Below are 14597 nucleotides of genomic sequence, written 5' to 3' on the forward strand. Positions count from 1 at the left end.
TCGCGACGGGACCACGTCACCGTGAAAGCCCTTACAGATTCACAGTATTTCCTGAACTCGAGATGGCAACCTAGGCGCACGTATGCAGCTCACCGTGTAGTACACAGGCAAGCAGTCGCGCACGAGCACGCATGCAACCGGACGCCGCCGCAGGCAGGCGATCCCAGCGACATGCGATGCACAGCGCATCTGCACCCACGGCCGCCGGACATGTCGATCAGTCATTCCATTTTTGTTTTTGAAAACCATTATTCGAATCGACCGGCATCGACCGGTCGCGGCATCGCGAACAACCGCAAGAACAACTAGAAACGCCAAAGGGACGATCACCGTGGGGGGCGGCGATTGTCGGCCAGGTCAACGAAGACTACCCCCGGACTCATCGTCATGCTGGATGAAAAATTTGCGATAGCGTGCGCCCTCGCGCTATTCGTCACCTGTATCGCGATGTACGCGATGCATCCCTTGGCCGAACACATCGGCCTGGTCGACCGGCCCAATGCGCGCAAGCGGCATCAGGGGCATATCCCGGTCATCGGCGGCCTGTGTTTCTTCGCCGGCCTGCTCGCCGGCGCGGTCTATCTCGGTCTGGCCGATCGCTATGCGCTCTCGCTGCTCGGCAGCGCCGCGCTGATCGTGGTGGTCGGCGCGATCGACGACGCCAAGGACCTCAGCGTTCGCTCGCGCCTGTTCGTGCAGGTTCTGGCGACCGGCCTGATGATCACCGGCAGCGGCCTCTACCTCAACGACGTCGGCAACGTCTTCGGCACCGGTCCGATCCGCCTCGGTCTCCTCGGCATTCCGCTGACCGTGATCGGCGTAGTCGGCTTGATCAATGCCTTCAACATGCTCGACGGCATCGACGGCCTGGCCGGCAGTCTGGCCCTGGTCAGCATCGCCGCGATCCTGCTGTTCGATCGCGCCGGCCTACTCTCGCAAGGCGCCCTGCCTTTGCTGCCGGTGCTGTTCGCGGCCTTGATTCCTTACCTGTTCGTCAACCTCGGCGGCTGGCGCGGGCGCAAGATCTTCATGGGCGACGCCGGCAGCATGCTGCTGGGCTACGTGCTCGCCTGGAGCCTGATCTACATGAACCAGCGCGGCACCCCGCGCATCCACGCTGCCGCCGTGCTGTGGTGCGTGGCCCTGCCGGTGATCGACACCCTGGCGGTGATGTACCGCCGCGTGCGCCAGGGGCGCTCGCCGTTCAAACCCGATCGCCAGCACCTGCATTACATGCTGCTCGACTCCGGCCGTTCGCCGCGCGCCACCTTGCTGATCCTGATCGCCGCCGCCTGCGCCCTGACCGCACTGGGTTACTCCTTGCGCGGTGCCGGCCTCGGCCTGAACCTGCTGCTGTTCTTCGGCCTGCTCGGCGGCTACACCACCGCGACCACGCACGGCTGGAAGCCGCAGCCTGCGCCGGCCTGGCAGCCCGAAAGCGAAACCGCATTGGCGCCGTCCACGCTCGCCGAGGCCTCGACCTTGAGTTTCGGCCGCAACGAGTTGTTCGGCGACGATAATGCCTTGGCGCCTGCGCTGGCCTCGACCGCGGCGATGCCGCAGTCGGCCTACCGCATCAAGACCCTGTGCGTGTTCGGCACGCGTCCTGAAGCCATCAAGATGGCGCCGCTGGCCTTGTTGCTCGCCGGCGACCCGCGCTTCGAGGCGCGCGTGTGCGTGACCGGCCAGCACCGGCAGATGCTCGATCAGGTCTTGACCCTGTTCGACATCCAGCCGGACTACGACCTGGCGATCATGAAGCCGGGCCAGGATCTCACCGACGTCACCACCGCGATCCTGACCGGCATGAAGCGCGTGCTGACCGAGCTCAAGCCCGACGTGGTGCTGGTACACGGCGACACGTCGACCACCATGGCCACGACCCTGGCCGCGTACTACCAGCAGATTCCGGTCGCCCACGTCGAAGCCGGCCTGCGCACCGGCAATCTGTACTCGCCGTGGCCGGAAGAAGCCAACCGCAAGCTCACCGGCGCCCTCGCCGCGATCCATTTCGCGCCGACCGAGTCGTCGAGCGACAACCTGCGCGCCGAAGGCATCCCGACCGACCGCATCGAGATCACCGGCAACACCGTGATCGACGCGCTCAAGCAAGTGGTGCAGCGCATCGAACGCACTCCGGCGTTGCGCGCCGAGTTGTCGGCGCAGTTCTCGTTCCTGCGCCCGGAGCGCCGCGTGGTGTTGGTCACCGGCCATCGCCGCGAAAGCTTCGGCGGCGGCTTCGAGCGCATCTGCCACGCTTTGCGCGACATCGCCCTGCGCCATCCGGACGTCGACATCGTCTATCCGGTGCACCTCAATCCGCAGGTGCGCGAGCCGGTCAACCGCCTGCTCAGCGACATGCCGCAGATCCACCTGATCGAGCCGCTGGACTATCTGCCCTTCGTCTATCTGATGAATGCCGCGCACATCATCCTGACCGACTCGGGCGGCATCCAGGAAGAAGCGCCGTCGCTCGGCAAGCCGGTGCTGGTCATGCGCGACACTACCGAGCGTCCGGAAGCGGTCGGCGCCGGCACGGTCAAGCTGGTCGGCACCGACCGCAAGGCGATCGCCGACGGCATCACCGCCCTGCTCGACGATCCCGCCGCGTACCAGGCCATGAGCATCGCCCATAACCCCTACGGCGACGGCAAGGCTTGCCAGCGCATCGTCGAAGCCCTGGCCGGCCTCAAGACCACGGCCTCGCAGTTGGCGGCCTGACGCCCGCAGGCGCGGCAGGCTTGCGCCTGCGCGCCGCAGACGCACCGGAGGCGGCCCGTCCGTCTCCGTTCTTCATTCGTATTTCCTCTTTCGTACCACCCCTCTTCGCAACGTCTCTTAATCGAGCAGCAACGCCCTCCCCCGCGGGCACTCAACGGAGTCTTTCATGAGTTTCGAAACCGTCTCGGTCATCGGCCTTGGCTACATCGGATTGCCCACCGCCGCCGCGTTCGCCGCGGCGCGCAAGCGGGTGATCGGCGTCGACATCAACCGCCATGCCGTCGATACCATCAACCGGGGCGAAATCCACATCGTCGAACCGGAACTCGACGTCGCCGTGCGCGCGGCGGTCACCGGCGGCTTCCTGCGCGCTTCGACCCAGCCCGAGGCCGCCGATGCCTTCCTGATCGCCGTGCCGACGCCGTTCAAGGGCGACCACGAGCCCGACTTGGCCTACATCGAAGCGGCCGGCAAGGCCTTGGCGCCGGTGCTCAAGAAGGGCGACCTGGTGGTGCTGGAATCGACCTCGCCGGTCGGCGCGACCGAGCGCCTGGCCGACTGGCTCGCCGCGGCGCGCCCGGACCTGAGCTTCCCGCAGCAGGCCGGCGAACAGGCCGACGTCAACGTCGCCTACTGCCCCGAGCGCGTGCTGCCGGGCCACGTCATGCGCGAGTTGATCGAGAACGACCGCGTCATCGGCGGCATGACACCGCGCTGTTCGGAACGCGCCTGCGAGCTGTACAAGAGCTTCGTGCGCGGCGAATGCGTGGTCACCAACGCCCGCACCGCGGAGATGTGCAAGCTCACCGAGAACGCCTTCCGCGACGTCAACATCGCCTTCGCCAACGAGTTGTCGATCATCTGCGACAAGCTCGGCATCAACGTCTGGGACCTGGTGCGCCTGGCCAACCGCCATCCGCGCGTCAACATCCTGCAGCCGGGTCCCGGCGTCGGCGGCCACTGCATCGCCGTCGACCCCTGGTTCATCGTCGACAGCGCGCCGGAAGAAGCGCGCCTGATCCGCACCGCGCGCGAGGTCAACAACGGCAAGCCGGCCTGGGTGATGAACAAGGTCGAGGAAGCGATCGAGCAGGCGCAGGCCGACGGCAAACAGGGCAAGGACCTGACCATCGCCGTGTTCGGCCTGGCCTTCAAGCCCGATATCGACGACCTGCGCGAAAGCCCGGCACTCGACATCGCCATCGAACTGGCCAGCCGCCACCCGGGCCGCGTGCTCGCGGTCGAGCCGCATATCTCGGTGCTGCCGGACAAGCTCAACTCGCCGAACGTGATCCTGGTGGATCTGCCGACCGCGAGCGCGCAGGCCGACATCGCCGTGCTGCTGGTCGATCACAAACCCTTCAAGGAGTTGTCGATGCCGGCGCACCTGAAGATCATCGACACCAAGGGCATCTGGACCTGAGCGCCGCAAGGCGCTCGACCGGGACTCGACCACGATGATGCGGCGACTGATCACCACGGCCAGCCTGTCGGCGTTGAGCGCCATGGCCTCGCGTGGCGCGGTGTTCGCCGGCATCCTGTTCACCGCGCACTCGCTGGGGCCTACCGCGTTCGGTCAGTTCACCCTGATCCAGACCACCGCGCTGTTGTTCACCACCTTCTGCGCGTTGAGCCTGGGCCAGATGGCGACCAAGATCGTCGCCGAGGCCGCGGCCACCGATCCGCGCCGCATCGCCACGGCGCTGACCGTGTCCTACGGTTCGGCGCTGTTCGCGTCTCTGCTGTTCGCGGCGCTGTTGTTGGCCTTGTCGTATCCGCTGGCGGTCAAGGTCGGCGGTTCCAACGATCTGGTCGCGGTGTATGCCGCCTCCGCGCTGTTGGTACTGACCGGCTTTCTCACCGCGATCCAGAACGGCGTCGCCCTGGCCTTGCACAAGGTCAAGGAACAGGCGCTGGCCAACCTGCTCAGCGCGCCGCTGGTGTTCCTGGCGATCGTGCTGGCGGCCTTGCGCCGCGACATCGCCTGGGCGATCTACGGCTACATCGCCGCGCAGATCGTGATCGTGCTCGGCCAGGAACATGCGCTGCGCCGCTACCGCCGCGAGCAAGGCCATCGCCTGTCGCTGCGCGCCACCGAACGAGGCGACTGGACCGTGCTGTGGAAGCTCGGCCTGCCCTCGTCGGTGTCGGGCCTGCTGACCATGCCGAGCATCTGGCTGTCGATGGTGATGCTGTCGAGCAGCGCCGGCGGCGCCACCAGCCTCGGCAACTTCTCGCTCGGCAACCAGGCGCGTTCGATCCTGATGTTCGGCATGGGCGTGGTCGCCAACGCCACCCTGCCGCTGCTGGCGGCGGCGCTGGCCCGTGGCGACAAGCACGAGGCCAACACCGCCTTGCGTCATTCGATCCTGCTGCTGGTCACGGTCACCGCCGCGGTCGCCGGCCTGGTCGCGGTGGCGGCGCCGCCCTTGATCCATCGCTTCGCCCCGGCCTACGCCGGCGCGATCGTGCCCTTGCAATGGCTGTTGCTGTCGACCGTGGCGATGGCGCCGACCACCATCCTGATGCGCAAAGCCACCGCCGACGGTCGGCCCGGCGTGCTGTTCGCCGGCAATGCGGTGTTCTCCGCCGCCCTGCTCGGCGCCAGCGTGCTGGCCCTGCGCCTGCACGGCGGCGCCACCGGCCTGGCGATCGCCTACGTCGTCGCCACGACCGCCCAGTTGTCGACCTTCGCATTGTGCAACCGCGGCGAGTTCCGCAAAGCGCTGCCTGGAAACCCCCAATGAACGTATCGCGCCTGCTCAAGAAATCCGTCGTGCTGTCGATCATCCGCATCGGCTGGTTCATCAAGCCCGGTCTGGTGACGCGCTTGTTCACCTGGTTCCTGCGTTCCGAAGGCGCGCATATCGAAGGCATGCCGAATTATCTTTCGGCCAAGATCTGGTTCGACGGCACCGACTATTCGCTGATCACCCTCGGCGAAGGCTGCACCATCTCCAGCAACGTGCGCATCCTGACCCACGACGCGGCGATCAACACCGTGGCCAAGGAGCTGGGCATCCGCTTCGACAAACCCGAGATCCGGGTCAAACCGGTGCGGATCGGCCGTTTCAGCTTCATCGGCACCGGCTCGATCATCATGCCGGGTGCCGACATCGGCGCCGGCTGCATCGTCGCCGCCGGCAGCGTGGTGCGCGGCAAGATCGCGCCGCTCAGCATCGTCATGGGCAGCCCGGCGCAGGTGGTCGGCTCGGTCACCGACTACCTGGCCAAGACCTACCCGCATCTGCTGCCGAGCGCCGTGCGCGAGACCGCGCATCCGCACCCCGAACCCGAACTCAGCTCCTGGCGCAACCGCGGCAACGCGCACTGAGCCCGGCCCCTTCTTTGTTAGTCCCGCCCCTCCCTCCACCGCAGCACTGACGGATCAATCACGGCGTCGTCTTGGCGATTCTCTATTTCATCTTCTTCACGAGCCTGACCCTGGTGACGTTCCTGCGCGTCGGCGGGCGGATGGACCGTATGTTCGTCAAGCCGATCTACGCCTTCCTGCTCGGCATGGCCTTCATCTACGGCTTCATGCCGTGGGTCAAGGAATTGCGCGGCATCCAGTCCTACCCGTTCTATTACTCGACCGACGCCAAGGCCATGGCGCTGATGCTGTCGGTGATGTTCTGCATCTCCGGCATCGGCGGTTACCTGGCGATGGGCGGGTTCTCCACGCCGTCGCTGCCGAAGGTGCGCAGCCTGACCGCGCGCGAACGCCGCCGCGTGCTGGTGCTGGTCGGCATCCCGGCGATGGCGGCGGTGCTGTACCTGGCGCGCACCATCGCCAGCCACGACCTCGCCGACTACATGCGCGACCGCATCGTGATCCGGCGCGGCCTCGGCCCGGCGGTGGTGCTGGCCTTCGCCGCGATCTGCTACGGCGCGATCTTGGTCACCAATTATCTGGCCGAGAAGAAAGAGCGCGGCCGCAGCCCTGCGCTGTGGCGGCTGATCACGATCTCGGCCACGGTGCTGGTGATCGCGGTGGCGTTCGTGGCGATGGGCAACCGCAACTTCGTCTTCAGCCTGATCGCGATCATCCTGTTCGCCTCGCTGTCGATGTTCCCGGGGCGCCTGCGCAAGGCGCTGATGCTGTTGCCGGTGATGCTGGCGCTGGCCTTGGGTTTCTCGGCCTGGGCCAAGATCCGCACCACCCTCGACAGCGCCGGCCCGTCCGCACTCAGCGGCCAAGACCCGACCGAGTTGCTGGTCTACGGTTTGAACGGCGCCTTCGGCAACAGCGAAAACCTGATCTGGCTGGCCCAGCACGATTACGCCTGGCATCCGCTGTGGGGCGAGACCCTGTTCGCCGCCGCGGTCAATCCGGTGCCGCGCGCGATCTGGCCCGACAAGCCCTTCGGCGGCGGCCCGGCGTTCCGCAACATGATCTATCCCGGCAGCTACACCCTCGACGGCGAAAAGCTGACCTCCTACACCACCGGCCTGCCGACCGAGGGCTACATGAACTTCGGCATGCTCGGCCTGATCCTGTTCGGCGCGGCCAACGGCATCTGCCTGGCCTTGATACGCAACGCCTATTCGCGGCTGCGCACGGTCACCCCGGTCGGCGTGGTGATCTACAGCTTCTCGATCTTCATGTTCTCGATTGGATTTCTGTATATGGAACTGCTCGGCGGCTGGAGCCGATATTTCATCACCGTGTTGCTGCTGTTCGCGGTGTCCTACCTCGGCAACCGGCCGATCCGCACCAGGCTGGTGACGGCATGAACGCGATCATTCTCGGCCAGGGCAATCCCTACCTGAAGAATCCGTACCTGAGCAAGCTGTCGAAGGTGCTCGAAAGCGCGTCGATTCCCTACGAGTTCTGGATCTGGAGCCGCGACAAGCAGGCCGCCGAACTGCCGCGGGTGAAAGTGCTGCTGAGCTTCGGTTCCTGGGGCGGCGGCGCGGTCAACGCGATCGGCTACGCCCTGTGGGTCGCTTGGCTGACCCTGCGCGTGTTCGTGCAGCCGCGCGCCGGCATCTACTTCTGCTCGCGCCTGGACGCGGCCCTGCCCTGCGCCCTGGTCGCCTCGGTGCGCCGCTGCCAGTACGTGTTCCTCGACCGCGACAAGCTGTCCAAGAGCTACGCCTGGCCGAAGCCGGTCAAGCGGATCATCGAATGGGTCGAAGGCTTCGTCGGCCGCCGCGCCTCGCTGCACGTGCTGCCGGGCGCCTCGCGCGCGGTCGACGGCGACGCCGCCAACATCCGCATCGTCCGCAACACCCCGCACACCGACGTGATCGAGCGCGCGCGCAGCCTCGCCGCCGGACTGCCGCCGAAGAGCGGCCGCCTGCGCGTACTGATCAGCGGCCTGATCTCGCCCGAACGCGGCGCGACGATGATGCGCGAAGCGGTCGAACAAACCGCCGGCCGCATCGAGTTCGTCGCCGCCGGACGCCTGCTCGGCGACGACGCCAAGCGCCTGGCCGAACTGCTGGGGCCGCACTACCGCGGCATCGTCAGCAACGAGGACGCGCTGGCGCTGTTGCTCAGCGCCGACCTGGTGCTGGCTTTCTACGACCCCTCTTTGGAGATCAACCGTCTGGCCGAGCCGAACAAGTGGTTCGATTGCGCCGCGCTGGAGATTCCGTTCTTCACCAACCCCGGCCTCAGCACCTCGCAGCCGTTCGAAGACGCCGAGGCCTGTTTCCTGTGCGACTACGGCGACAGCCGCCAGCTCAGCGAACAGCTGCTGCGTATCGCCGACCAACCGGCCCTGCTCGAACATCGCCGCGCCGGCCTGCGCACCCTGCGCTACGAGGCCTGGGACACGGCGATGGCGCGGGTGATCGCCGAATGCGCGAGCCTGACCCCATGATTTCCGCCTTGCCACCGCTTCCGGCCTGCGCCGGCGCCTGAGCGCAGCGACGACCGATCGGCTGCGCGGCCCCGCCGGCGCAGCATCCCCCCTCTCGATACGTACTGGAATCACCATGCAACAGGTCCTGCAAAACCTGCGCGACGGCAGCACCGAAATCGCCGACGTGCCCGCCCCCGCCCTGCGCCGCGGCCATCTGCTGATCCGCACCCACGTCACCCTGGTGTCGGCCGGCACCGAGCGCATGCTGGTCGAGTTCGGCAAGGCCAACATGCTGCAGAAGGCGCGCCAGCAACCCGACAAGGTGCGCATGGTGCTGGAGAAGATCCGCACCGACGGCCTGGCCACCACGGTCGATGCAGTGCGCAGCAAGCTCGACCAGCCGCTGGCCCTGGGCTATTGCAACGTGGGCACGGTGATCGGCGTCGGCGCCGGCGTGACCGGTTTCGAGGTCGGCGACCGCATCGCCTCCAACGGCAAGCACGCCGAAGTAGTCGCGGTGCCGTCCAACCTGTGCGTCAAGATTCCCGACGGCGTCGGCGACGAGGCCGCGGCCTTCACCGTGCTCGGCGCGATCGCCCTGCAAGGCATCCGCCTGGTCCAGCCGAGCCTCGGCGAAGCAGTGGTGGTGACCGGCCTGGGCCTGATCGGCCTGATCACCGTGCAACTGCTGCGTGCCCACGGCTGCCGCGTGCTCGGCATCGACTTCGACAGCTCCAAGCTCGCCATCGCGCGCAGCTACGGCGCCGAGACGGTCGACCTGTCCAAGGGCGAAGACCCGCTCGCCGCGGCGCAGGCGTTCTCGCGCGGACGCGGCGTCGACGCGGTGCTGATCACCGCCTCGACCAAGAGCAACGAACCGGTCTCGCAGGCCGCGCACATGTGCCGCAAGCGCGGCCGCATCGTCCTGGTCGGCGTCACCGGCCTGGAACTGTCGCGCGCCGATTTCTACGAGAAGGAACTGTCGTTCCAGGTGTCGTGCTCGTACGGCCCGGGCCGTTACGACCCGTCCTACGAGGAGCGCGGCAACGACTATCCGGTCGCCTTCGTACGCTGGACCGAACAACGCAACTTCGAGGCCGTGCTCGACATGATGGCCAGCCGCGCGATCGACGCGCCGCCGCTGATCAGCCATCGCTACTCCATCGCCGAGGCCGAACAGGCCTATGCCCTGCTCGGCGGCCACGAGCCCTCGCTCGGCATCGTCCTCGACTACGGCCGCGACAAGGCGATTCCGGAAACCCTGGTGCGCCGCACCGTGCCGCTGTCGGTCAAAACCCCGGCCGCGAGCTCCGACAGCGGCAAGGGCGGCGACGCCATCGCCTTCATCGGCGCCGGCAACTACGCCGGCCGCGTGCTGATCCCGGCCTTCGCCAAGGCCGGCGCCGAACTGCACACGGTGGTGTCCAGCGGCGGCGTCAGCAGCGTCCATTTCGGCAAGAAGTTCGGTTTCCGCAACGCCAGCACCGACACCGACGCGACCCTGCGCGAGAACGGCGTGGGCTCGGTGGTGATCGCGACCCAGCACGGCAGCCATGCCGAGCTGACCCTCAAGGCGCTGCGCCACGGCAAGCACGTGTTCGTGGAAAAGCCGCTGTGCCTGACCCTGGACGAGCTGCAGGCCATCGAGAAGGCCTACGCCGAGCATTCGGTCTACGGCCGCCCGCCGGTGCTGATGGTCGGCTTCAACCGCCGCTTCGCCCCGCAGGTGCAGAAGATGCGCAGCTTGCTGGCCGGCGTGCGCGAGCCCAAGTCGTTCGTGATGACGGTCAACGCCGGCGCGATCCCGGCCGATCACTGGACCCAGGACAGCCAGCTCGGCGGCGGCCGCCTGATCGGCGAGGCCTGCCATTTCGTCGACCTGCTGCGCTTCCTCGCCGACTCCCCGATCGTCGGCCACCAGCTCACCGCGGTCGGCAACGTCCCCGGCGCCGGCATCCGCAGCGACCGGGTCAGCTTCACCCTGAGCTTCGCCGACGGCTCGTTCGGCACCGTGCATTACCTCGCCAACGGCGACAAGAGCTTCCCGAAGGAGCGCCTGGAGGTGTTCACCGCCGGCCGTGTGCTGCAGTTGGACAACTTCCGCCGTTTGCGCGGCTATGGCTGGCCGGGTTTCAAGAAGATGAATCTGTGGCGCCAGGACAAGGGCCAGGCCCAGTGCGCCGCTGCTTTCATCCAGGCGGTCAAGGGCCAGGCCGCAGCGCCGATCCCGGCCGAAGACGTGTTCGAGGTGGCCCGGGTCACTATCGAACTGGACGCCTCGGTCTGAACGCCATGCGCCGCCTGATTCTCCCTTCGCGCGGAGTACGGTCGTGACTTCGTCGTCGCGAGTGCCGCGCCTGTGGCACACGGTGCGCCATCTGCGCGCGGTGCAGATCTACGGCCGCGCCTGGCATCGCCTGCACCGTCCGCGCATCGACGATTCGCCGGCGCCGCCGCCGGCGGTCGTGCGCGATCGCTGGCGCGGTTGCGCGCGCGCGGCCTCGATGCTGAGCGCGCAGCGCTTCCGTTTCCTCAACGACGAGCACGAGATCGCCGGCGACGACTGGAACAGCACCGCCCTGCCCAAGCTGTGGCTGTACAACCTGCACTACTTCGACGACCTCAACGCCGACGACGCGGCGGCGCGCCTGGCCTGGCATCGCGACCTGATCCGGCAGTGGATCGCGGCGAACCCGCCGGCTTCCGGCAACGGCTGGGAGCCGTATTGCCTGTCGCTGCGCATCGTCAACTGGGTCAAGTGGTGCTGCGCCGGCGACACCGTCACCGACCCGGCGCTGCGCCGCAGCGTGCTCAACAGCCTGGCGACGCAGGCGCGTTATCTGCGCGGCCGCCTGGAACGGCACTTGCTCGGCAACCATCTGTGGGCGAACTACAAGGCGCTGCTGTTCGCCGGCGCCTTCTTCGACGGCGCCGAGGCCGAACGCTGGCGCGGCGTCGGCCTGCGCGGCCTGCGCGCTGAAATCGACGAGCAGATCCTCGCCGACGGCGGGCATTTCGAACGCAGTCCGATGTACCACGCGATCCTGCTCGAGGACTTGCTCGACCTGGTGCAGTTGGCGACCTTGTTCCCGGGCGCCTTCCCCGAACGCGACGTCGAGCTGTGGCGCCACCGCGCCAGCCGCATGCTCGGCTGGCTGGCGGTGATGACGCATCCCGACGGCGGCATCGCCTTCTTCAACGATGCCGCCCACGGCATCGCCCCGACCCTGGCGCAGTTGCAGGCCTATGCGCGTTTGCTCGGCGTCGCGGTGCCTCCGGCATCCGACGATGCACTGCAGGCGCTGCCGGTGTCGGGCTATGTGCGGCTGCAATGCGGACCCGCGGTGCTGATCGCCGACGTCGGCGAGATCGGCCCGGCCTATCTGCCCGGCCATGCCCACGCCGATACGCTCAGCTTCGAGCTCTCGCTCGGCGGCCGCCGGGTGCTGGTCAACGCCGGCACCTCGCGCTACGACATCGGCGCCGAGCGCCTGTGGCAGCGCGGCACCGCCTCGCACAACACGGTCGAGATCGACGATGAGGATTCCTCCGAGGTCTGGAGCAGTTTCCGCGTCGCTCGCCGTGCCCATCCGCTCGCGGTCGAACACGGCCGCAACGACGAGGGGCTGTGGCTCAGCGCCGCCCACGACGGCTACCGGCGCCTGAAGGGCCGGCCGCTGCATCGCCGGCGCTGGATGCTGCAAGCCGGCTCGCTGCGTGTCGAAGACCGCATCGAAGGCGAATTCGAACGCGCCGTCGCCCGCTTCCGGCTCATGCCCGACGTCCGCCTCGATGGCCCACAGCTGCGCCTGGACGAATCCAGCGCCGTGCGCTGGCAAGTCGAACCGGCCAACGCAACCACCGCCGCGGCCCGCAGCACCTATCACGCCGGCTTCGGCCTGAGCGAGGCCTGCGACGTCATCGAAATCGCCCTGCCCCCCGAGGCCGGCGCGCTGACCACCACGTTCCATTGGGATTGCTGAGTTCTCATGCGCATTCTGTTTCTGTCGGACAATTTCCCGCCCGAGGGCAATGCGCCGGCCACGCGCACCTACGAGCACGCGGTGCGCTGGGTGCGCGCCGGCCACGAAGTGACGGTGATCACCTGCGCGCCGAATTTCCCCGAAGGCAAGCTGTTCGACGGCTACCGCAATGCCTGGCGCAGCGTCGAGACCGTCGACGGCATCCGCGTGGTCCGGGTCAAGACCTACATCACCGCCAACGAAGGCTTCGTCAAGCGCACCCTCGACTATTTGAGCTTCATGGCCGCCTCGGTCGTCGCCGGCCTGTTCGAGCCGCGCCACGACGTGGTCGTGGCGACCTCGCCGCAGTTCTTCTGCGCGCTCGGCGGCTGGGCCTTGGCGCGCCTGCGCCGGCGGCCGTTCGTGTTCGAGCTGCGCGATCTGTGGCCGGCCTCGATCACCGCGGTCGGCGCGATGAAGCGCAGCGCCGCGGTGCGCGCGCTGGAACGCCTGGAGATGTTCCTGTACCGCAGCGCCGATGCGATCGTGCCGGTCACCCACACCTTCCGCGAAGAACTCATTCAACGCGGCATCGCCGCCGACAAGATCCACGTCGTGCTCAACGGCGTCGACCTGCAACGCTACGCGTCGGCCGCGCGCGACGAGGCCCTGAGCCGGCAGTACGACCTGGACGGACGTTTCGTGGTCGGCTACCTCGGCACCCACGGCATGGCCCATGGCCTGGAGAAGGTCGTCGACGCTGCCGAACGGCTGCAGCACGATCCGCGCATCGCCTTCTTCTTCGCCGGCAGCGGCGCCGAACGCGCGCGCGTCGAGCGCCTGGTCGCCGAGCGCGGGCTCAGTAACGTGCGCATGATTCCGCGCCAGCCCAAGGAGATGATGCCGAAGCTGTGGAGTCTGTGCGACATCTCGCTGATCCCGCTGCGCAACAACCCGGTGTTCTCCGGGGTGATTCCGTCCAAGCTGTTCGAAGGCATGGGCATGGGCATCCCCGCGCTGATGTCGCTGCCGCGCGGCGAAGCCACCCGTATCGTCGAGACCACCGACTGCGGTGTATGCGTGCCGCCGGAAGACGCCGAGGCCATGGCCGCGGCGATCCTGGCCCTGGTCGAAGACCCCGGCCGCATGCGCCGCCTGCGCGATTCCAGCCTGGCCGCGGCACCCTCGTACTCGCGCGACCGCCAGGCCGCGTTGATGACCGACGCCCTGGCGCGACTGCTCGACGACGACACCGCGGATCTGGCGCGGGTGGCGAAGTAAGGCCTGCGGCCATGACCGGCGTCGGTCGATGGTTGGCATGGCCGCTGGAACCGCTGCACCTGTCGTGCTGCCTGCTGGTGCTGGCCTTGCTGGCCTTCGCCCTGCGCCGGCGCCGCAGCGCGCTGGCCTTGATCGGCGTCAGTCTCGCTTGGTCGTTGCTATGGTCGCTGCCCGCGGCCTCCAACGCGCTGCGCAATAGCCTGGCGCTGCGTTATCCGCCGCAGTCCGCACAAAGCATGCCGACGGTCGATGCGATCGTGGTGCTCGGCGGCGGCATCGGCAGCGTCGCCTGGTTCGAACAGGGCGATCCCAACGACCCGCGCCTCGCCGGCAACCGCGTGGCCCTGGGCGCACGCGCCTGGCACGATGGCCGCGCGCCGTGGGTCCTGCTCAGCGGCGGCCCGACCTCACGCACCCACGGCGTCAGCGAAGCCCGCGAGATGGCCGCGGCGATGCGCAAGCTCGGCGTACCCGAGCGCGCGCTGGTGCTCGACGAGCGCAGCCGCAGCACCGGCGACAACGCTCGCAACAGCGCGCATTCGGCGCGGACGCACGGATGGCGAACGGTCGCGCTGGTGACCTCGTCCCTGCACATGAGCCGCGCGCGGGCACTGTTCGAGCGGCAAGGCCTGCAGGTGCTGCCGCTGCCCTCGGCGGAGAAAGATTTCGAGCCTGCCCCCAAGCACGGCGCCGCCTCGCCGTGGTGGCCGACCCGCCGCGCCCTGCGCCGCAGCGGCGAGGCGTTCAAGGAATATGCCGGTCTGCTCGCCGCGCGGCTCGGCGTCGAAAGCTGAGCCGGGCTAAGTCGAGCCGGGCTGCT

Annotated in this window: 10 protein-coding genes; all 10 read left to right on the forward strand. The window is 67.9% G+C overall.

All coding sequences use genetic code 11. The annotated features are described in order from the left end of the window. The first annotated feature begins 456 nt into the window (after positions 1–456). Positions 457–2721: a non-hydrolyzing UDP-N-acetylglucosamine 2-epimerase gene (gene wecB / locus GLA29479_RS26065; RefSeq protein ID WP_169795641.1), complete on the forward strand. Its 2265-nt coding sequence runs from the start codon at positions 457–459 to the stop codon at positions 2719–2721. A gap of 166 nt (positions 2722–2887) precedes the next feature. Next, on the forward strand, positions 2888–4144 hold the full coding sequence (wecC, locus tag GLA29479_RS10655; RefSeq protein ID WP_057971546.1) for a UDP-N-acetyl-D-mannosamine dehydrogenase: 1257 nt from the start codon (positions 2888–2890) through the stop codon (positions 4142–4144). Between the two features lie 34 nt (positions 4145–4178). After that, positions 4179–5468, forward strand: a complete 1290-nt coding sequence (locus GLA29479_RS10660; RefSeq protein ID WP_057971547.1) for an oligosaccharide flippase family protein — start codon at positions 4179–4181, stop codon at positions 5466–5468. Further along, positions 5465–6055, forward strand: a complete 591-nt coding sequence (locus GLA29479_RS10665; RefSeq protein ID WP_057918539.1) for an acyltransferase — start codon at positions 5465–5467, stop codon at positions 6053–6055. The genes GLA29479_RS10660 and GLA29479_RS10665 overlap by 4 nt, the downstream gene beginning before the upstream one ends. 71 nt (positions 6056–6126) lie before the next feature. Continuing rightward, a complete protein-coding gene (locus tag GLA29479_RS10670) occupies positions 6127–7458 on the forward strand; it encodes a hypothetical protein (RefSeq protein WP_057971548.1) in 1332 nt (443 codons plus the stop codon). Then, positions 7455–8552 carry a glycosyltransferase family protein gene (locus tag GLA29479_RS10675; protein WP_057918541.1) on the forward strand — a complete coding sequence of 366 codons (1098 nt, stop codon included), beginning with the start codon at positions 7455–7457 and terminating at the stop codon, positions 8550–8552. Before GLA29479_RS10670 ends, GLA29479_RS10675 begins: the two co-directional genes overlap by 4 nt. A gap of 115 nt (positions 8553–8667) precedes the next feature. Beyond that, positions 8668–10821: a bi-domain-containing oxidoreductase gene (locus tag GLA29479_RS10680; RefSeq protein ID WP_057971549.1), complete on the forward strand. Its 2154-nt coding sequence runs from the start codon at positions 8668–8670 to the stop codon at positions 10819–10821. Between the two features lie 43 nt (positions 10822–10864). Next, positions 10865–12517: a heparinase II/III family protein gene (locus GLA29479_RS10685; protein WP_057918543.1), complete on the forward strand. Its 1653-nt coding sequence runs from the start codon at positions 10865–10867 to the stop codon at positions 12515–12517. A 6-nt stretch (positions 12518–12523) separates the two neighbouring features. After that, positions 12524–13777, forward strand: a complete 1254-nt coding sequence (locus tag GLA29479_RS10690; RefSeq protein WP_057971550.1) for a glycosyltransferase family 4 protein — start codon at positions 12524–12526, stop codon at positions 13775–13777. Between the two features lie 11 nt (positions 13778–13788). Next, positions 13789–14571 (forward strand): YdcF family protein, encoded by a 783-nt coding sequence (locus tag GLA29479_RS10695; protein ID WP_057918545.1) that lies wholly within the window; start codon positions 13789–13791, stop codon positions 14569–14571. Positions 14572–14597 lie beyond the last annotated feature (26 nt).

This window comes from Lysobacter antibioticus (assembly GCF_001442535.1).
Taxonomy (GTDB): Bacteria; Pseudomonadota; Gammaproteobacteria; order Xanthomonadales; family Xanthomonadaceae; genus Lysobacter; species Lysobacter antibioticus.

Bases quoted from the DNA above. Each gene is read 5' to 3' on its own strand.
- wecB (WP_169795641.1), top strand. From the start codon at position 457: ATGCATCCCTTGGCCGAACACATCGGCCTGGTCGACCGGCCCAATGCG.
- wecC (WP_057971546.1), top strand. From the start codon at position 2,888: ATGAGTTTCGAAACCGTCTCGGTCATCGGCCTTGGCTACATCGGATTG.
- GLA29479_RS10660 (WP_057971547.1), top strand. From the start codon at position 4,179: ATGATGCGGCGACTGATCACCACGGCCAGCCTGTCGGCGTTGAGCGCC.
- GLA29479_RS10665 (WP_057918539.1), top strand. From the start codon at position 5,465: ATGAACGTATCGCGCCTGCTCAAGAAATCCGTCGTGCTGTCGATCATC.
- GLA29479_RS10675 (WP_057918541.1), top strand. From the start codon at position 7,455: ATGAACGCGATCATTCTCGGCCAGGGCAATCCCTACCTGAAGAATCCG.
- GLA29479_RS10680 (WP_057971549.1), top strand. From the start codon at position 8,668: ATGCAACAGGTCCTGCAAAACCTGCGCGACGGCAGCACCGAAATCGCC.
- GLA29479_RS10690 (WP_057971550.1), top strand. From the start codon at position 12,524: ATGCGCATTCTGTTTCTGTCGGACAATTTCCCGCCCGAGGGCAATGCG.
- GLA29479_RS10695 (WP_057918545.1), top strand. From the start codon at position 13,789: ATGACCGGCGTCGGTCGATGGTTGGCATGGCCGCTGGAACCGCTGCAC.